The sequence below is a fragment of the Actinomycetospora lemnae genome (assembly GCF_028737315.1).
GTDB classification, from domain to species: domain Bacteria; phylum Actinomycetota; class Actinomycetes; order Mycobacteriales; family Pseudonocardiaceae; genus Actinomycetospora; species Actinomycetospora lemnae.
This window is the reverse complement of record NZ_JAQZAO010000006.1, coordinates 164,689-184,266: the sequence shown is the minus strand read 5'-3', so window position 1 is coordinate 184,266 and position 19,578 is coordinate 164,689. Positions and strand designations below refer to the sequence as shown.

Below are 19,578 nucleotides of genomic sequence, written 5' to 3'. Positions count from 1 at the left end.
GACCCGCAGCGATGACCCGCGCCATCGGCGCCGCCCACGGGCGGACCGGCGAGCGCAGCACGGCGGTCGCCTTGGACCACCACAGTAGGATGCCCTCCGGCGTCCCCCGGGGGCGACACGCCGACGATCGGACGAAAGGCACGTCATGAGCCCGCTCCAGATCCAGTGGGATCGCATCCGCCGCCGGTGGGTGCTGATCCTCGTCATCGGCATCGTGGCAGCGGTCGGCTCCCTGGGGGCCTCGCTCCTGCAGGGGTCGACCTACACCGGTCGGTCGGCGCTGACCATCGTGTCGCAGGACCGTGCCCCCGAGCAGGACACCGTCCTGGCCCAGGGCTACGCCGACTACTTCAACCAGGCGTCGTCGCAGCAGCAGCTGCGCCAGACGGCGGGCGTGCCCGACTCGGTCACCCTCAACGCCCGCATCGCCGCGGCGAGCCCCATCGTCTACATCGAGGCGGTCGCCGACAGCCCGGAGGTCGCCTCCGACTCGGCCACGAAGATGGCCGTCACGCTGCGGGACGACGTCAACTCCAGCCTCGGCGGCGGCGAGGCCCAGCGGCAGCAGGTCGAGAACCTCACCCAGCAGCGCGACGCGGCGCGGACGGCCGGCAACACCTCCGAGGCCAACCGGCTCCAGGACCAGATCGACGACCTGAGCAGCACCACCAACCAGCTGCAGGACCTGCAGCTCAACGCCGGTGTCGTCTCGAACCCCACCAACGCGGGCCGCAACGCCGGCGCCGCCCTGGTCGGTGGCCTGCTCCTCGGCGCCCTGCTCGCCATGGCGCTCGGGCGCTTCGAGAACCGCATCGTCACCCCGAGCGAGGTCCGCGACCGCCTGGGTCTGCAGGTCCTCGCGGTGGTCGGCGGCAAGCGCCGCTCCGGGGAGAACGCCCGCAACGAGATGCTGCGGGCGCTCATGGGCCTGACCAACGCCCACGGCATGCCGGTCCCGGGCTCGCTCGCGATCACCGGCCCGACCACCGCCCGCGCCTCGAAGACGCGGATCGCGGTCGCGCTCGCCGGGCTGCGCGCCCTGCAGGGCCAGACCACGCTGCTGGTCCAGGCCGACCTCGAGAGCGACGCCGGCGGCTCGTCGGAGCTCGCGTCGATGTCCGGCGTCGCCGACTTCCTCGCCGAGCGCGGCGACAGCCGCATCGACGGCAAGGTGTTCTCGAACGGGCGCGCCCTGCTGGTGTCGCCGCGCGGCAGCAAGCGCGACGACCTGTTCGCGCTGTTCTCGCGCTCGCACGTCTCGCGCCTGCTCGCGCAGGGCCGGATGCTCGCCGACCTCGTCATCGTCGACGCCCCGCCCGCCGAGAGCGTCGAGGGCCAGGTCGTCTGCTCGGCCGCGGACCGCGCGCTGATCGTCGTCGAGGAGGGCCAGACCCGCTCGCGCGACGCCTCCGCGGCGCTCGACGCGCTGGCCCGCTCCGGCGGCACCGCGCTCGGCGTGGTGCTGGTGCGCAACCCCGCTCAGCTCGCCGACCCCGGCTTCCTCGCCGAGCGGTCCTGGACGCCGGCGCGCCTGCCGGCCGGGCCGCCGGTGCCTGGTGGCGGGCCCGCCGGCCCGGGTGGCCCCGGTGGCCCGGGTGCCCCGGCCCCGTCGCGTCCGGCACAGGTCCCGCCGGCCGACCGCACCGCCCCGATCTCCCGCGAGAAGCTCGAGGAGGCCCGCGCCGCGATGGGCGCGGGCAGCGCGACCGGTGCCGCCGCCGGCGCCGCCGCGGGCTCCGACAACGCCAACGGCGCGCCGGTGAACGGCGTCGCCAAGCCCACCAACGGCAGCGCGGTGCGCGGCGGGACGTCGTCCTCGGGGTCGGGCTCGTCCGGCTCCTCCGGCTCCGGTCAGCCCGCCAACGGCAGCGCCGCCCCGCGCCGCGAGGACCCGGCGGCCCGTCCGGGCGCGAAGCCCTCGCCCGGGGCGACGCCGCAGGGCGCGTCGGCCGCCAAGCCGTCCCCGGGCGCGAAGCCCTCGCCCGGCGGTTCCCCGCAGGGCGGGTCCGGCGCCAAGCCGCCGGCCGGCGGCACCGGCGGGCAGGGCGGCACCGGCGGCCCGACCGCGCAGGCCGGAGCGTCGGCTCCGTCGGCACCGTCGGCACCGTCGGCTCCGTCCCCCTCCGGGGGCGCCACGGCCGCCGGCAAGCCCGCCACCCCCAAGCCCGCGGGCGCGGCCCCCAAGCCCGCCGCGGGGTCGGCGGCCGGGGCGCCGTCCGGCAACCCCGGCCCCGGTGCCCCCGGCGGCCCCGCCGGTGAGGCACCCGGGGTCAGCGTGCACACCCGCCGCACCTCGGGGGCCAAGCCGTCGCCGAGCCCCAAGCCCACGCCCGGCAGCGGTCCCCAGCCGTCCGGCCCGCAGCCCGGTGGCCCCGGTGGTCCCGGCGCCTCGTCCGGACCGGCGGGCGGCCCCTCGGCCCGTCCCACCGGCGGCCCGGCCAACGGGACGCAGGGCGGGTCCGCGAAGCCCGCGGGGAAGGCCGACACCGCGTCCGCGTCGCCGAGCTCGCCCCCCGGGGCCAAGCGGGTCGGCACCGCGCGGTTCTCGCGCAGCGCCGCCCCGACCAGCTCGGGGTCCGGTGCGAGCAGCAAGGACGGCGGCGCCGCCGACGCGGGGCAGGGCAACCTGTCGGCGCCGACGGTGACCCTGCGCACGGAGAAGTAAGGACCGAGCAGTCGCCGAGAGCACGGACGGCGGGAGGGCCACGGGCCCTCCCGCCGTCGTCGTTCCGGGGCCGGTCGAGCGGCTCAGGACGTGCCGAGCACCCCGCGCATCCACTCCGCCTGCGCGGCCAGGCCCTCCTCGAGCGTGACGGCGGGACGCCACCCGAGGACCTCGGCCGCGCGGGAGGCGTCGCCGCCGGTGCGGAAGACGTCGCCCGCGGTCCGGTCGTGGCGCACGATCCGCAGCTCCCGCCCGACGACCCGCTCGAGCACCGCGAGCGCCTCGTTGAGCGAGACGCTGCTGCCACCCGAGATGTTGAGGACCGTGCCGGGCGGGCTCGGCCGGTCGGCGGCCAGCAGGTTCGCCTCGACGATGTCGTCGACGTAGGTGAAGTCGCGGACCTGCTCGCCCGTGCCGAAGACGTTGATGGGCTCGCCCAGCAGGCCCGCGCGCACGAACCGGGTGAACGCCATGTCGGGGCGCTGGCGCGGGCCGTACACGGTGAAGTAGCGCAGCGAGACCGTCGGCACGCCGAAGTTCGACGCGTAGAGCGTGCAGAGGTGCTCCGCGGCGAGCTTCGTGACGCCGTACGGGCTGACCGGGCGGGGGAGGTCGGTCTCGAGGGTCGGGTAGCGCTCGGCGTCGCCGTAGACCGACGACGAGCTGGCGTAGACGAACCGCTGCAGCGTGTCCGAGGCCCGCGCGACCTCGAGGAGGCGCTGGGTGAGCTCGACGTTGTTGCGGGTGTAGACCGCGAACTCCTCGCCCCAGCTGCTGCGCACCCCCGGCTGGCCGGCCTGGTGGACGACGTGCGTGACGCCCTCGAGCAGCGCGGGCAGGTCGGTGGCGGTCAGGTCGGCCTCGACGAACCGGAAGGAGCCGCCCGCGATCGTCGCGAGGTTGTCCTTCTTCTGCGTGGTGTCGTAGTAGTCGGTGAAGCAGTCGACGCCCACCGTCTCGATCCCGGCGGCGGCGAGCCGGCGGCAGATCGTGCTGCCGACGAAGCCCGCGGCGCCCGTCACGAGATACCTGTCGGACATGTCTTCTCCCCCGTCGCCGTGGTGCGGTCCCGCCCATCGAACCCGGTCGTCCGCCGCTGCCCGCGACGGCCCCGTCCGCGCCCCTCGCGCAGCCCGATATCCTGGACCGGCGCGATCCCGGCGCCCGTCCGCGGCGTCGGTCTGCCGACCGGAGACGAGAGGGCGCCGATGACCCCGACCCCGGGAGCCCCGGCCGCAGTTCCGGCACCAGCGCCGGGTGGGACGCGGTGAGCCTGCTCCCCGGTGGCGTGCGCGACCGGTCCCGCGGCGAGTACGTGATCGGCGCGGTCGTCGTCGTGGTCGTCGCCGGCATCGCCTTCGTCGCCCCCGGCCAGGCGGGGCTCCTGCTCGCCGCGATCGGGGTGGGCGCGGCGGTGTTCGCACTCGCCCTCAACAACCCGCTGGTCGCGCTCCTGCTCGTGGTGCTGGCGAGCTTCGGCCGCACCGCGCAGAAGGAGATCGTCTCGGCCGAGGCGCTGACGCCGCTCTTCTACGCCATGGTCCTCGCGCTGGCGCTCGCGGTGGCCCGCCGGGCCAAGGAGATGCCCCGGCTCGGGACCGTCGAGTGGCTGATGACGACCTACCTGGTCTGGAACATCATCTCGGCGCTCCTGCCCCACCCCGAGGTCGACCCCATCACCGAGCAGACCGCCGAGGTCTACCGCTGGATCTTCAGCGGCACGATCCTGCCGTTCGTGGTGTACGTGGTCGCCAAGTCGGTGTTCGACACCGAGAAGGCCGTCCGCTGGCTGCTGTGGACGACGATCGGCATGGCGGCCTACTCGGCCTGGGTCAGCATCATCCAGTTCCACGGCCCGCGGCGGCTCGTGTGGCCGCGCTTCATCGTCGAGGCCCCGAACTGGGAGGGGCGCGCCGTCGGCGTGTTCAACCAGCCCGTGGTCAACGGGATGGTGCTCGTCATGGGCTTCGTCGTGTGCCTGTTCCTCGCGACGCGGCCGGGCACCGGTCGGCGGCTGCGGTGGGCGCTCTACGCCCTCACCCTCCCGATGGCCTACGCGGTGTACCTGACCCACACGCGGTCCGCGCTGCTCTCGCTCGTCGTCGCCCTGCTCCTCGGGGCGGTCCTCGCCAAGGGGTGGCGCCGGCCCTTCGTCGTCTACCTCGCGCTCGGGGCGGCCGGCGTGGCGGCCAACGCGTCGACGTTCTTCTCCTCCGACCGGTCCGAGGGCGGCATCGGGTCGTCGAACGAGATCTACGACCGGCTCAACATCATGGCGACGTCGCTCAAGGCGCTCGCCGAGCACCCGTTCCTCGGCATCGGGATCGGGCAGTTCCGGGCCTACAACACCCACCAGCACGTCTCGTGGTCCCAGGAGATCGACTGGAACCGCGGCCTCGGGATCATCTCGCACCAGAACGAGCTCGGGATCGCCGCCGAGCTCGGCCTCCCGGGGGTCCTGCTCTGGATCTCGGTGCTCGTCGGGGTCCTGTTCCTGCTCTACCGGGCCCTGCGGGAGCTGCCCGAGGGCACGTTCCTCGGACGCCCGCTCGCGGTCCTCGGGGCGATCGCCATGGTCATGCTCGTCGCCAACGGCCTGACCGTGGACCTGCGCATCCTCGACTTCGCCGGCCTGCTGTGCTTCCTCTACGCCGGCGTGGTCGTCGGCCAGCTCGAACGCTTCCGCGACACGCGCCCCGCGCCCCGTCCGGGCACGCCCGGCGCCGGCCTGCCGGGGGGCATGACGACGGCCGACCAGGTCGCGTGGGCCGAGGAGGGCCGCACGCGGGAGGGCACGCGGCAGGCCGTCCCGGCCGGTGCCCCGATCATCACCGGCCGACCGCTGGGCGCGCGGTGACCCGCAGCCCTCGGACCCTCTGGGTCTCGACGAGCACCACCACGCAGGGCGGGATCGCGACGTGCGTGCGCACGCTCGCCGCCACCGGGCTGTGGGCGCGGTGGGGCGTGCGCCACGTCGCCACCCACCGCGACGGCGGCGCCGCGGCGAAGGCGGCGACGTTCGCCGGCGGCCTCGCCCGCGTGCTGGTCGAGTTCGTCGCGCGCCGGCCGGACCTGGTGCACGTGCACATGTCGGCCGCGGGCAGCTTCGTACGCAAGGCCGTCGTCTGCTGGGCGGCGTACGCGCTGCGCGTGCCCGTGGTGCTCCACGTGCACAGCGGCCGGTTCCACCTGTTCCACGACCGGGCGCCGGCTCCGCTGCAGCGCGTCATCCGGTCCACGCTGACCCGCGCGGACGTCGTCGTCGCCCTCGGCGGGCTGATGCGCGAGCGTCTCGCCCGGATCGCTCCCGACGCCGTGCTGACGTCGCTGCCCAATCCGGTGCCCGTCGCCCCGGCCACGCGGCGCGCGCCCGGCGCGGCGCCCCACGTCGTCTTCCTCGGCCGCATCTGGGCGAAGAAGGGCGCGTTCGACCTGGTCGAGGCCTGGGCCAAGGTCGTGGGCGGGACCGCGATTGCCACACCGGGCCCGCGCCTCACCCTCGCCGGCGACGGCGAGCACGACCGGGCCCGCGCCCTCGCCGACGAGCTCGGCGTCGGCGGCTCGGTCACCGTGCACGACTGGCTGCGCGGTGACGAGGTCGCCGCCCTGCTCGCCGACGCCGACGTGCTCGCGCTGCCCTCGGAGAACGAGGGCCAGCCGATGGTCGTGCTCGAGGCCATGTCCCGGGGCGTCGCCGTGCTGGCCACCGAGGTCGGCGGCATCCCCGAGCTCGTCGCGTCCGGCACCGAGGGCCTGCTCGTCCCGCCGCACGACGTGCCCGCGCTCGCCGACGCCCTCGGCGAGCTCCTCGCCGACCCCGACCGGCGGCGCGCCCTCGGGGAGGCGGCACTCGCCCGCGCCCGCTCCGAGTTCCTCGCCGAGGCGGTCGCCGAGCGGATCGAGGGCCTCTACCACGAGGTGCTGGCCCGACGCCACCCCTCCGCGTCCCCGACCCACGGCGCGGCGTCGGTACCGTCGGTGACCGTGACGGACCCCGACACCCGCACCGGCTCGTGAGGCGCCCCCGCCGACCCGTGACGGCGGAAGGGCCGCTGCGGGTCATGTTCGTCGTCCCCAACATGATGGTGGGCGGCGCGGAGCGCCACGCGTCCACGTTGCTCGCCTCGATGGACCCCGAGCGGGTCCGCGGCTCGATCGTCTGCCTGCAGGACCGCGGGAACGTGGGGTCGACGGCGAACTGGGCGCGCCTCGAGGCTGCCGACGTCCCGCGCACCGAGCTGCGGCGTGGCAAGCGCGACGTCGTCGGCACCGTCCGCGCGCTGGTCCGCGAGATGCGTGCGCAGCAGCCGGACATCGTCGTGCTGCGCGGGTTCAACGCCGAGATCCTCGGCCGCGTCGCCGGCATCCTGACGGGGGTGCCGCGGATCCTGGTGTGGGTCCGCAACTGCGGCGACGTCGTCCCGGCCGGGCGCCGGCGGCGCTGGATCAACAAGCAGCTCGCCCGCACCGCCGACGAGGTCTACGGCGTGGCGTGGGGCCAGCTGCCCTACATCACCGGCGAGCTCGGCTACGACGCCCGCAAGCTGCGCATCGTCTACAACGGCATCGACCCCACGTGGATGGCGGCGGCCGGCGACGACCCCGCCGCCACGCGCCGCGAGCTCGGGCTCACCGACGAGCACACGGTCATCGGCACGGTGGCCGTCATGCGCCGGGAGAAGGACCACCCGACGCTCCTGCGCGCCTTCCGCCGCGTCGCCGACCAGCGCCCGGACGCCCGTCTGCTGCTCGTCGGCGACGGCCCGGAGCGCGCGAACCTCGAGGCGCTCATCGACGAGCTCGACCTCTCCGACCGCGTGCTGCTGCTCGGCCACCAGAACGACCCGCGCCGCCTGCACCGGGTGTTCGACGTGTTCACCCTCAGCTCGCGCACGGTCGAGGCCTGCCCGAACTCGCTGCTCGAGGCCATGAGCGCCGGCAAGCCCGCGGTGTGCACCGCGGTCGGCGGCGTCCCCGAGATGATCGTCAACGGGGTCACCGGCCGCGTGGTGCCCGCCGAGGACCCGGCCGCACTGGCCGCCGGCTTCCTCGAGCTGCTCGCCGACCCCGAGGCCGCCCGCGCGATGGGCGCCGCCGGTCGTCGCCGGGTGAACGAGGTGTTCACGCTCGACCGCTCGGTCACCGAGGCGCAGAACGCGTTCGAGGAGACCGCCGGCCGCGAGGCCCGCACCCCGGTGCTGCCGCGCCGCGACGAGGACGCCCCCGAGCTCGCCTGGCCGGGCCCGCGCACCGACGTCATCGACCGCCGGCCCCTGCACGTCACGCTCGTGCTCGACGTCGCCGCGCACGGCGGGGCCGAGACGGTGCTGCGCAACACCTTCGCCCACCTCGACCCGGACCGCGTCGTCACCGACGTCGTCTGCCTGCGCGAGGAGGGCCCGCTGGCGGGCGACTTCCGCGCCGGCGGCGTGCCGGTCACGGTGCTCGAGCGCTCGGGCCGGTGGGACCCCTCCACGCTCCCGCGTCTCGTGCGCCACCTGCGGCGGGTCCGCACCGACGTCGTGCTCGTCGCCAACTACCACAAGGCGTCGCTGCTGTTCGGGCGTCTGGCCGCGGTGCTGGCCGGCGGCCCGGTCTCGGTGGTCGCCGCCCACAACATGGACCGGACCGTCGTCGGCAGCCGCGTGCTGCCGCGCTGGGCGGTCAACACGCTGTTCCTGTCGCGGGGCCTCGCCCTGCTCTCGCCGTCGCAGGGCCGCTACCTGCACGACGAGGAGGGCGTGAACCGCGGGCCGCTGAGCCGCGTCCGCGAGTACCTGGTGCCCAACGGGATCCTGATGCCGCCACCGCGCACCGACGCCGACCGGGCGTCCGCACGCGCCGAGCTCGGCGTCGACGACGGGCACGTGGTCGTCGTCGTCCTGGCCCGGCTGACCGCGGCGAAGGCCCACCAGGTGCTCTTCGAGGCCGTCGCCGACCTCCACGACCCCCGCCTGCACGTCGCCGTCGTCGGCGACGGGCCGCGGCGCGCGGAGCTCGAGGACGTCGTCGCCTCGCGGGGTCTGGAGCGGACGGTGACGTTCCTCGGCCAGCGCCGCGACGTGGTGCGCCTGCTCGCCGGCTCCGACGTGTTCGCGCTGTCCTCCGACCACGAGGGCGTGCCGATCTCCATCATGGAGGCGATGGCCCAGGGCCTGCCGGTGGTCTCCACCGACGTCGGCGCCGTGGCCGACCTGGTCTCCGACGGCGAGGAGGGCTACCTCGTGGAGCGCGGCGACGCCGCCGCCCTCGGGGCCCGCCTGCGCAAGCTCGCCGACGACCCGGACCTGCGCCGCACGATGGGTGAGCGGGCGCGGGAGCGGGCCCGGCGCGACTTCACCATCGAGGGCACGGCCGAGGCGTTCACGCGGCTCGCGGAGTCGGTGACCGGACGGGACTACGCGACCGCCCGCTGACCAGGGTGCGGATCGGGGTGCTGATCACGGCGCGGTGACCCGCAGCCCGTCCTGCATCACCCAGGTCGCCGGGCCGTTGTCGCGGTAGACGCCCTGCTTGAGGTAGTTCTCGTCGTCCTTCATCGCCGCGCGGTTGTAGCGCGGCACGGTCTGGACACCGTTCTCCCAGCCCTCGATGAACCCTGTGTCCCGGTCCTGCGAGAACTTGACGTGCAGGACGTAGTCCACCCACTCGCCGCGCCGCACCTTGCCCAGCGAGCGCCGGGGCTCGCCCTTGAGCCCGTCCCCGCCGATCATGATGTCGCCGTTGCGCTCGACGTTGATCGCCAGCGGCGGCGAGCCCGACGAGCTGTGCCACTGCAGGACGATGAACCAGACACCCCGCGGGTTCTCGAAGTCCTCGGGGAACTTCATCGACCACTCGTACCACCGCTCGTCGCCCTCGTGGACCAGGGCGCCGGCGGCGTTGGACTGGACCTCGGACCGCTCGCCCCCGCCGAACGGGGGGACGTCGCCGGGACGGATGTTGAACCGCGCCGCGTACTGCCCCTGGCGCGCGTCCGGCGCCGGGACGATCCGCATCTGGTCGTTGCCGGCGCCGATCGTGCGGCACCGCTTGTTGAGGTTCTTCGCCTGGCACTGCCCCCACTGCGAGAAGTCGCCGGTCTCGAAGTCGCCGACGAAGAGCTCCCGGCTGCCGACCGGGACGCGGGCGGGCGCGGCGGCGGTGGCCCGGCTCGCCGTGGTGGCTGTCGTGCCCGTCCCCTCCGGCCCGGCCGTCCCCGCCTCCGCGGCCGGGGCGGCCCCGCCGACCCCGCTGCCGAGGGCGAGCCCCGCGCCGAGGACCGCGCCGACCACCGCTCGCCGCGACGCACCCCGCGATGCTCTCCGCGACCCCCCGCGACCGTTCGTCTGCATGCCGCCCTGCTCCCGCCGTTCGTCGAGCCGGGTCGACCGCGCACCGTGGCGGCGCCGCCGTCGTCGACCGTTTGTCGCAGTGATCCGACCACTTGTCGTGACAGGTGACAACTGCACGGACTGGTGAGACTGATGTGACGCATGTGGTGGGAACCTTGCAGGTCCATCTGGGCGACCCGGGCGGGCCGGGGAGCCCTGTCGAGGCCCCGTACAGTCGCCGCATGGCCCGCCCCGGAGCGCCGACCCGCTCCGCCCTGACCTGGTACGCGCGGCGGCTCCGCTCCATGAGTCCGCAGGAGATCGCGCACCGCGCGGCCACCGTCGGCGGATCGGTCGCCCGGCGGGTCACCGGCGACGCCGAGCCCACCGACGCCAAGCTGTTCGGTGCCGAGACGGTCGACTGGGCGGCGCTGCGGGAGGACTTCCGGGCGGGCACGGGACGCCCGGTGCTCCTCGACCGGGCGACCGCGCTACGGATGGCCACCGAGCGCCCGGAGGCGACCGCGGCCCTCGTCGCGGCGGCCGACCGGGTGCTCGAGCACCGCTTCACCTACTTCGCGCACCCCGAGGCGCGCTACGACGGCCCGATCGACTGGTGGTACGACCCGCTCGCCGGGTTCCGCTGGCCGGACCGCCCGGCGGACGAGATCAACCACCGCAGCGGGCACGGCGACCCGAAGTGGATCTGGGAGCTCAACCGCCTGCAGCACCTCCCCTGGCTCGCGCAGGCGTGGCTCGTCACCGGCGACGACCGGTACGGCCGCGAGGCGCTCGACCAGCTCGACTCCTGGATCGAGGCCAACCCGCCCGGGCGCGGCATCGCCTGGCGCGGCGCGTTCGAGGCCGGCGTGCGGGCCCTGTCGGTGACGGTGGCGCTGCAGGGCCTCGCCGACCACCCGGACCTCGACGCGCAGCGCTACCGCCGCGCGGTGCGGATGCTCGCCGCCGGTGCCCGGCGCTGCTGGCGCGACCGCTCGCGGCACAGCTCGGCCAACAACCACCTCGTCGGCGAGCTCGCGGGCCTCGCCGCGGTCGCGATGGCGTTCCCCGAGCTCGCGCGGGCCCGCCGGTGGGAGCGCGACGCCCTGGCCGCGCTCGCGGTCGAGGCCCGGCGCCAGATCCTCCCCGACGGGGTCGGCGCCGAGCAGGCCGTCGGCTACCAGGTCTTCACCGCCGAGCTCCTGGGCGTCGTCGCCCTGCTGCGGCGCCTGCGCCCCGGACACGCCCCGACCGCCGACGACGCGGCCCTGCTCGCCGCCGTCGGGCGGTCCGCGGGGCACCTCGCGGACCTGGTCGGCGACGGCGACCCGGTGCCGCGCACCGGTGACGACGACGAGGGCTTCGCGCTGCGCCTGGACCCGGCGCCGGTCCGGGAGGTCCGCGAGCACCTCGCGCTGGCGGCCGTCCTCACCGGCGAGCCCGCCGCCCGGCGCTGCGGCCGCGAGGACCTCACGGCCGCCTGGGTCGCCGCGCGCCTCGGCGAGGGCATCGGGGGCATCGGGAGCACCGAGGGCGGTACCGAGAGCGGCAGCGGGGAGCCGCACTCCGCGTACGCCCCCGACGGCGGGGTCGTCGTGCTGCGCGACGGTGCCCGGCGCGTGCTCGTCGACGTCGGCCCGCTGGGCTACCTGTCGATCGCCGCGCACGGCCACGCGGACGCGCTGGCCGTCGGGCTCGCCGTCGACGGCCACGAGCTCGTCGGTGACCCCGGGACGGGCAGCTACTTCGTGCACCCCGACTGGAGGGCGGCCCACCGCAGCACCAGGGCGCACGCCACGGTCGCGGTCGACGACCTCGACCAGTCCGTCCCCGGCGGCGCGTTCCTGTGGACCGAGCACGCGCGGACCACCGTCCGCGAGGTCGACCTCGCGGCGGGGCGGGTGGACGCCGAGCACGACGGCTACGCGCGGCTCGACGGCCCGGTGACGCACCGTCGGGTCGTCGAGGCCCCGCCCGGGGAGGACACGGTGCTCGTCGTCGACGTCCTCACGGCGACCGGCGGGAGCCATCGGGTCCGCACCACCTGGCCGCTGCACCCCGACCTCGTGCCCGACCCCGACCCCGGTGCCGCGGACGGGACCGGCCTCGTCGTGCGCCGCGACGGCGACCCGGTCCTCGCCCTCGCGACGGGGGCGAGCGTCCCGACGACGCCGTGGCGGCTGCGGGGCGGGGACGAGGGCGGGAGCGAGCTCGGCTGGTGGTCGGAGCGGCTCGAGGGCCGTCGCCGGTCGTGGCTGGTCGGGAGCGAGGCCACCGTCGACGGCACGGCCCCGACGGTGCTCGCCACCGTGCTGCGCACGGGCGGCGGTGCCGCCGGTGTGCCGGCGGCGCCGCAGGTCAGCGTCGAGGGGGCACGGGTGCGGGTGCGCTGGCAGGCCCGCACCGGCGGGCGCGAGACGGTCGTCGACCCCGGTGCCGCGTCGCCGCGGTACTAGGATGGACCACGGCCTCCGACGGGACCGCGCGCCCGCCGCCCCCTGCCCCACGGAGCGATGACCCCACCACCCGACGGTCGTGAGCCGTCCGATGCCGACCCGGGCCGACCCGGCCCGGGGCGTGCCGGGCGCCCGGACGAGGGCCGTCCCGGTGACAGCGGTGTCGACCCCGACGGCACCATGCGGCTCGTCAGCGAGGAGCCGGTCGCGGGTCCGGGCAACGCGTCCGACCCGGAGCCGGCGCCGAAGGTCACCGACGCCGAGCACAACCCCTCGCTCAACGGTCTGGGCAAGACGCTGCGTCGCGGCGCGACCATCTCCGCGGCGATGCTCTTCGTCACCCAGGTCATCGCGCTCTCGCAGACCATCGTCGTCGCCCGGCTCCTGAGCCCGGCCGAGATCGGCGTCTTCACGCTCGGGACGATGTTCTCGAACTACCTCGTCACCATGGCCGGCGGCGGGATGAAGGCCGCGCTCATCCAGCGCGGCGAGGACATCGAGGACGCGGCCAACACCGCGTTCTGGGCGAGCGTCCTGACGGGCGTCGCGATGGCCACGATCGCCCTGGCGTCGGCGCCGCTGCTGGGGATGTTCTTCGACGACCAGATGGTCGGCCTCATCGCGGCCGCCACGTGCGGCACGCTGCTGGTCCACGCGCTGCTGAACGTGCCCGAGGCGCTGATGCAGCGGCGCTTCAACTTCAAGCGCAAGCTGATCGTCGACCCCATCACCTCGGGGTCCTTCGCCCTCGTCGCGATCGTCGGCGCGCTGATGGGGTACGGCGTCTGGGGCCTGGTCGCCGCCCTCTACGCGTCGCAGATCGCGACGCTCATCGCCTCCTGGACCCTCGCGGGCTGGCGCCCGGGCAAGGGCCGCCCGCGCTACGGCATCTGGCGCGAGATGGCGAAGTTCTCCTTCCCGCTCATCGTCCAGGGCGTCTCGCAGAACCTGCGCGAGAGCGCCCAGCCCGCGATCGTCGGCCGGCTCCTCGGCGCCGACCCCGCCGGTCAGTTCCGGTACGGCAAGCGCATCGGCATCCTGCCCGGGCAGGCGATCATCCAGATCGCCTCCTACGTCCTGTTCCCGGCCTTCTCCCGCATCGCCGACGACGCGGCCCGCTTCCGCCGCGGCTTCCTCCGTGCGCTGCGGCTCCTCTGGACGGCGACGCTGCCGCTGGGCGTGCTGCTCGCCACCATCGGCGGGCCGGCCATCGTGGTGCTGCTCGGCCCGGAGTGGGCCCCCGCCGGCGTGTTCGTCGCCGCCATGGCCGGCTTCGGTCCCGGCACGGCGCTGAACGCGGTCAGCGGCGAGTCGATCAAGGGCGCCGGCCACAGCCGGCTCCTGCACCGCGTGACGATCACGTCGCTCGTCATCGGCATCGGCGGCCTGTTCCTGCTCATCTGGCTCGGCATGGGCCTGCTGGGCGTCGGTCTGGCCGTCTCGCTCGAGGGCCTCGTCGCGGGGCTCGTCACCCTCGCGCTGGCGCGTCCCCTGGTCGGCGTCAGCTGGGGCGAGCTCGGGCGCGTCATGGTCCCGCCGCTCGTCAGCTCGGTGGTGGCCGGTGCCGCCGTGGCCGTCCTCGAGCACGGGCTCCTGCACTCCGCGAGCCGCTCGGTCCCGGTCGGCCTGCTCTTCCTGGCCCTCGACTTCCTCGTCTTCCTCGGGCTCTACCTGCTGGTGCTGTCCTTCACGGCGCCGGCGACGGTCCGCGAGCTCCGCGACCTCCTCGTCAAGTTCCGCCGCCGTCGCTCCGGGGGCGGCGGGGAGCCGTCGGGCGACCGCACCGAGACACCGGACGACCCGCAGGACCCGGACGGGGCCCGTGCCCGGCGGGGCGAGGACGACCTCCTCGACGCCCCCACGGTCATCCTCGCCCTGTGGGACAACCCCGAGACCCAGCGCATGGTCGCGCTGCGGGCATCGCGCCCGGGGCCGCCACCGGGCGAGCCGCCGGCCCGTCCGGCGCGACCGCCGTCGGTGCCGCCGCCCGCGATCGACGCGAGGACCACGGTCCTGGCGCCCGTCGAGCCGGCGCCCACCGAGACGCTGCGCCCCGAGGGCGCCTGGTCGGCGGAGAACGGCACCGGCCGGAACGGCCACGCGGGCACCGGCCAGAACGGGCACACCGGCCACGGGCACACCAACGGCCACGCGGGGGACGGGCACACCGCCAACGGGCACACCGGCAACGGGCACACGGCTGACGGGCCTGCGGACGACGGGCCTGCGGATGACGGCCCCGACGGGGACGGCGACGGGCCGCCCGGAGCGCCGCCGTCCGGGGGGCGCCGGCTGGTGCCGATGACGCAGCACCCGCCGAGCCGACGACGACGCTGAGCTGCTCGCCCCGCCGCGCAGCACCAGCAGGGACGACGCAGCGGGCCCCCGAAAGGGTGGTTGTACAGTGCGGCCGGTGGAGCGTCCGGCGAGCGCTGCACAGGATGTGACGGGGTCGATCGCAGGGGGGTCGGACGACGTGTCCACGACGGAGGACGGAGCCGTCCCCGACAGCCGGGCCGACGACCGCCCGGTGGTGTCCTTCCTGTGTCCCGCCTACAAGACCGAGCGGTACCTCCCGGGCACGATCGCGTCGGTGCTCGCCCAGACGCGGACGGACTGGGAGCTCGTCGTCGTCGACAACGGGATGTCCGACGCGATCCGCGACATCGTCGAGGCGGCGGACGACCCGCGCGTCGTGCTGGTGCGCCAGGAGAACGCGGGCTTCGCCGGTGGCGTCGGGGCGGCGGTCGCCGCGGCGTCGGGCCGCAACTTCGCCCAGCTCAACAGCGACGACCGGATCGTGCCCGAGTACGTCGAGCGCATGGCCGGGCTCCTCGAGGCCCATCCCGAGGTCGACGCGGTGGTGTGCGACGCGCTCGTGCTCGACGAGCGCACGAACTCCTACCGGCCCCGCTCGTTCTTCCAGCAGCACGGCGTGCGCGGGCGCCTCCGCTTCACCGACCGGCTCACGCTCCCCCAGCTGATCGACGGCCGGGTCATCTACTACACGGCGATCGTGCGCCGGGAGGTGTGGGAGCGCGCCGGCGGCATCGACGGGCTCGGCGACCTGCCGATGTGGCTGCGCATCGTGGGCTCGGGCGCCGACGTCCGGACGATCCCCGACCGGCTCGGGATCTACATGATCCGCGACGACTCGCTGTCCCGGAACCCCGAGTCGATCGCGGCGTTCCAGCGGTTCCAGGAGCAGGCCTACCTCGACGCCGCGACCGGCTCGGCCGACCCCGCGGTCCACGAGGCGCTCGCCCGCCGCCTGCGCCGCCTGCGCTACTTCGAGGCCCTCCGCCACGCCCGCAACGCCCTGCTCAACGGCGACGCGGGCGAGGCACGGGCCCGCGCCGACGAGGCCCTGCAGATGCGGACCCGCCCGCGCAGCCTCGCCGTCGCCGGCGCGGTCCGGGTCGCGCCGCACGCGGTCGCGGGCCTCTGGCCCCTCAAGCAACGCGTCACCACCTCCGGGAAACGGGCCGTCGCCACGCTGCGCGGCCGCACGCAGAAGGAGGAGTCGGCGACGGCCCCGTCCGGCGAGCGACAGCCGACGTGATCACCCAGCTCGAGCTCGGTACGGAGGTCGACAGCGCAGCCATGAGCAACCCCGTCGCGAGCACGGAGGGGGACGCGGTGGACGCCCCCGCGGTGTCCTTCCTCTGCTCCGCCTACCGGACCGAGGCGTACCTGCCCGGCACGATCGCCTCGGTGCTGGCCCAGACCCGCCCCGACTGGCAGCTCGTCGTCGTCGACAACGGCATGGACGACGCGATCCGCGACATCGTGCTGGCCCACGACGATCCGCGCATCGTCCTGCTCCGGCAGGAGAACGACGGCGTCGAGGGCGGCGTCACCGCGGCGGCGACGGTGGCGACCGGGCGCTACTTCGCGGTCCTCAACAGCGACGACCAGGTGACCCCCGACTACGTCGAGCGCGTCGCCGGGGTGCTCGACGCCCACCCCGAGATCGACGTGCTGGGCTGCGACGCCGTCGTGGTCGACGACGCCACCGGGGAGCCGCGCAGCCCCTCCTGGTTCGCGTTCGCCGGCGCGCCCCGGCACCCGCGGTTCGAGCACTCGGTGACGCTCGCCGAGTTCATCGAGGACGCGACCCTGTACTACTCGTCGGCGGTCCGCCGCGAGGCGTGGTTCGCGGCCGGCGGGTACCGCAAGGACGTCGGCATGTGCGACGCGGCCCTCTGGATCCGCCTGCTGCGGCAGGGGGCCGACGTCCGGGTCATCCCCGACAAGCTCGGGCGCTACCTCTGGCGCGCCGACTCACTCTCGCGCAACCCGGAGTCCCTCGGCACCTACCAGGCCCTCCAGGTCCGGGCCTGGGTGGACGGCGCGGAGGGCTCCAGCGACCCGGCCGTCCACGAGGCGCTCGCCCGCCGCCTGCGCCGGCTGCGCTACCACGAGGCCCTCGGCCGCGCCCGCACCGCGATGCTCACCGGCGACGCCGCCCGGGCGCGGGCGGAGGCCGACGACGCCCTCGCCCAGCGCGTCCGGCCCCGCAGCCTCGCCGTCGCCGCGGCCACCCGCGTGCCCCCCTCGGTGATGCGTCAGGTGTGGTCGCTCAAGCAGCGCGCGGCCGCGGGGCTGCGCCACCTGGCCCGGTCGATCACCGGCACCGGCCGCCCCTGACGGCCCGACCGCCCGGGAACGGTCAGCAGCCGGGCGGCGCGCCGCCGGTGCCGTCGGCGAACGGCCCGGCGCACGCGGCCCGGCGCGGCCCGCCGAGCGGCCCCCCGCCCGGTGTCCCGGGAGCGCTGGTGGTCACCACCGCCAGCGAGCGGAACAGCTCCACCATCTCGTCGGAGCCCACGCCGGGGAGCTCGTCCTGCGCCCCCGCCTGGACCGACAGCGAGTTCGTGCTCGGCCCACCGGTCTTGTCGACGACGTAGGCCCCGTAGTCGCGCAGCGCGACGGCGATCTTCCGGACGTCCGGCCGCTCGAACCGCGCCGGGTCGACCGACGGCGGCAGCGCCATGAGCGACCCCATCTTCACCTGCGGGTTCGAGCCCCGGTACACCTCCTCGAAGCCCGAGTCGGCCTTCGACGCCGGCCAGCGGAACCCACCGTCGGTGCTGCTGCACGACAGCTCGCAGTTGAGGCTGATCTTCAGCGCGTGCCGCAGCGGTCCCGGCGCCGACATCTCCCCGACGCGCACGGTCCCGCCGATCCCGGAGAGGTTCGACCCCCCGTGGCAGCCGAGCAGACCGGGCCCGGTCAGCGGGAGCGGGTCCCACGCGTACCGGTACGACGGGTCGCCGCCGCGAGAGAGCCGCAGGGGCTGCCCCTGGACCACCGTGCGCCGGTCGGGTGAGTCGACGAGGAAGGTCGAGCAGTGGTTCCACGACCCGTCGGCGGTCAGGTCCGGGTCGACGTGCACGCGCACGTCCGTCCCGTCGGCGTCGAGGTCGCGGACGGGGAAGGCCGGGTCGACGCTGATGTCCTCGATGTCGAGGTAGACGCGCTTCGCCCGGGTGTCGAACCGCTCGTAGGCGGCCGAGCGCGCCAGCGGCAGGTTCCACGGCGAGTCCCAGGCGAAGGGCTGGGCATACACGTCACCGACGGCACGGACGTCACCGACGTCACCGGCGGCCCCGCCGTCCCGGTCGTCGGCGACGGCCGCCGGTCCCGCGAGCCCGCCGACGCCCAGGAGCACCGTCACCAGGAGCACGACCGTCACCGCCGTCACCCCGGTGCCCCGCCCGCAGGAGTCCCTCCGCCACCGGCGCGCCCGCATCCGCCCAGCTCCCCTACCGCTCGTCGACCCGTTCGCCGAACGATCTCGCCGTTCGGCGCACGAAGAAGACCATTCGGCGCAGTGCGCGGGAAGTCGCCGATCGTGCGGCGTCGGGATCCGGGCGAGGGGGGAGCTCGGCCCGGCTCAGCCCCCCCGGACCGCCTCAGACCGCCTCAGACGGACGCGGACCCACCGAGCGGCGTCACGACCCGCACCACCGGGTCGACGACGACCCACTGCCCGCCGCCCGCCTCCACGCCGGGGAGCCGGCCGCGCACCTCGTCGAGGAGGTCGGTGACGAAGAGGACGACCTCGTCGGGGTGCCGCTCCTCGACCTCGTCGACGGCGATGATCGGGACGCCGACGCCGGGGACGCGGCGGCCCTGCTTGCCCGGGGAGCCGTCGGCCACCGCGGGCAGCAGGTCGGCGCCGATGCCGGCGCGGTTGAGCAGCGGCACCGCGCGGGAGGCCGCGGCGTACCCGAGCACCGACCGTCCGCGGTCGCGGAGCTCGGTGAGCCGCTCGCGCAGGGCGTCGGCGCTCGCCCGCGTCGCCTCCTCGAGGCGGCCCACCACGGCGGGGTCGGTGACGCCGGCGGACACCTCGCGGTCGCGCATGCTGCCCACGGACACGGGGTCGGCGGGCCCGGGCGCCCCGCGACGGCGGGCCGCGAGGAGCACGGTGCCGCCGTAGAGGTCGAACAGGAACGCGTGGACGACCTCGAACCCGACGGCGTCGAGCATCCGTTCGAGCACCGGCACCGAGTAGTAGGCGAAGTGGCCGTGCCGCAGCGAGTTCCAGCTCCCGTCGGCGACGATGGCCGCGAGGGTGTGGAACTGCAGGAGCAGGACCCCGTCCTCGGCGACCGCCTCCACCCGCTCGGCGAGCCCGGCCGCCTGGTCGGCGGCGTGCATCAGCCCGAAGCAGTCGACGACCACGTCGGCCGGTGTCCCCGGTGTCGCCTCGGTGAGCCCGGCGGCGCCGAGCAGGTCGAGCCAGGAGCCGCCGTGCGGGCTGCCGAACTCGGTGATCGAGCCGCCGCCCGCGGGCAGCAGGCCCGCGGCGAGGACCCGGGCCACCGCGTCCTTCGCCTGCGCGACCATCGCCGCGGGCTCGGCGCCGCGCGGCTCCTCGGGGGTGGTCGGGTCCTCGGCCAGCTGGGCGAGCCCGCACCCGCCGCACAGCCACATCCGCAGCGGGTGGACCGGGTCCGGACCCGGGTCGTCCACCGGCGGGAAGTGGTCGGCGGCGGGCTGGTCCCCGAGGTCGAGCACCACCGTGCCCTGGTCCGCACGGCACCACCGGCACCGGACCGGGATGTCACGAGGGTGACCGAGCGCAGAGGGTGCGGCGTCCACGGCCCTTCTTGTACTCCAGGGGGGTGCGGGA

The 19,578-nt window shown here is 75.5% G+C and carries 12 protein-coding genes; 8 read left to right on the top strand and 4 right to left on the bottom strand.

All coding sequences use genetic code 11. From position 1 onward, the window contains the following. Positions 1-145 precede the first annotated feature (145 nt). On the top strand, positions 146-2,665 hold the full coding sequence (locus tag PGB27_RS15415; RefSeq protein WP_274201254.1) for a P-loop NTPase family protein: 2,520 nt from the start codon (positions 146-148) through the stop codon (positions 2,663-2,665). 83 nt (positions 2,666-2,748) lie between these two features. Here the strand turns inward: PGB27_RS15415 and PGB27_RS15410 are convergent, their stop codons facing one another. Further along, a complete protein-coding gene (locus tag PGB27_RS15410; RefSeq protein WP_274201253.1) occupies positions 2,749-3,705 on the bottom strand; it encodes an NAD-dependent epimerase/dehydratase family protein in 957 nt (318 codons plus the stop codon). A 227-nt stretch (positions 3,706-3,932) separates the two neighbouring features. On the opposite strand from PGB27_RS15410, the gene PGB27_RS15405 reads away from it, so the two are divergent. From PGB27_RS15405 to PGB27_RS15395, 3 genes are read left to right on the top strand one after another with little or no spacing between them, the layout of a single operon-like run. Further along, positions 3,933-5,522: an O-antigen ligase family protein gene (locus tag PGB27_RS15405; RefSeq protein WP_274201252.1), complete on the top strand. Its 1,590-nt coding sequence runs from the start codon at positions 3,933-3,935 to the stop codon at positions 5,520-5,522. Continuing rightward, positions 5,519-6,682, top strand: coding sequence for a glycosyltransferase family 4 protein (locus PGB27_RS15400; RefSeq protein WP_274201251.1), 1,164 nt, complete (start codon positions 5,519-5,521; stop codon positions 6,680-6,682). The genes PGB27_RS15405 and PGB27_RS15400 overlap by 4 nt, the downstream gene beginning before the upstream one ends. Positions 6,683-6,726: 44 nt before the next feature. Next, on the top strand, positions 6,727-9,081 hold the full coding sequence (locus tag PGB27_RS15395; RefSeq protein ID WP_274201250.1) for a glycosyltransferase: 2,355 nt from the start codon (positions 6,727-6,729) through the stop codon (positions 9,079-9,081). Positions 9,082-9,105: 24 nt separating this feature from the next. On the opposite strand, the gene PGB27_RS15390 is transcribed toward PGB27_RS15395, so the two are convergent. Continuing rightward, a complete protein-coding gene (locus tag PGB27_RS15390) occupies positions 9,106-9,939 on the bottom strand; it encodes a polysaccharide lyase (RefSeq protein ID WP_274201249.1) in 834 nt (277 codons plus the stop codon). Between the two features lie 281 nt (positions 9,940-10,220). Between PGB27_RS15390 and PGB27_RS15385 the strand changes: the two genes are divergently transcribed. The 4 genes from PGB27_RS15385 (at position 10,221) to PGB27_RS15370 (ending at position 17,084) form a co-directional block, all read left to right on the top strand. Further along, positions 10,221-12,434 carry a heparinase II/III family protein gene (locus PGB27_RS15385; RefSeq protein WP_274201248.1) on the top strand — a complete coding sequence of 738 codons (2,214 nt, stop codon included), beginning with the start codon at positions 10,221-10,223 and terminating at the stop codon, positions 12,432-12,434. Positions 12,435-12,491: 57 nt separating this feature from the next. Then, positions 12,492-14,771 (top strand): lipopolysaccharide biosynthesis protein, encoded by a 2,280-nt coding sequence (locus PGB27_RS15380; protein WP_274201247.1) that lies wholly within the window; start codon positions 12,492-12,494, stop codon positions 14,769-14,771. 139 nt (positions 14,772-14,910) lie between these two features. Beyond that, on the top strand, positions 14,911-15,996 hold the full coding sequence (locus PGB27_RS15375; protein ID WP_274201246.1) for a glycosyltransferase family 2 protein: 1,086 nt from the start codon (positions 14,911-14,913) through the stop codon (positions 15,994-15,996). Further along, complete coding sequence (locus PGB27_RS15370; protein ID WP_274201245.1) at positions 15,993-17,084, top strand: glycosyltransferase family 2 protein; 1,092 nt, start codon at positions 15,993-15,995, stop codon at positions 17,082-17,084. The genes PGB27_RS15375 and PGB27_RS15370 overlap by 4 nt, the downstream gene beginning before the upstream one ends. 22 nt (positions 17,085-17,106) lie before the next feature. On the opposite strand, the gene PGB27_RS15365 is transcribed toward PGB27_RS15370, so the two are convergent. Together PGB27_RS15365 and PGB27_RS15360 are read right to left on the bottom strand one after the other, a co-directional pair. Then, positions 17,107-18,132, bottom strand: coding sequence for a hypothetical protein (locus PGB27_RS15365; protein ID WP_274201244.1), 1,026 nt, complete (start codon positions 18,130-18,132; stop codon positions 17,107-17,109). A 230-nt stretch (positions 18,133-18,362) separates the two neighbouring features. Then, positions 18,363-19,547 carry a class I SAM-dependent methyltransferase gene (locus PGB27_RS15360; protein WP_274201243.1) on the bottom strand — a complete coding sequence of 395 codons (1,185 nt, stop codon included), beginning with the start codon at positions 19,545-19,547 and terminating at the stop codon, positions 18,363-18,365. Positions 19,548-19,578: the final 31 nt, after the last annotated feature.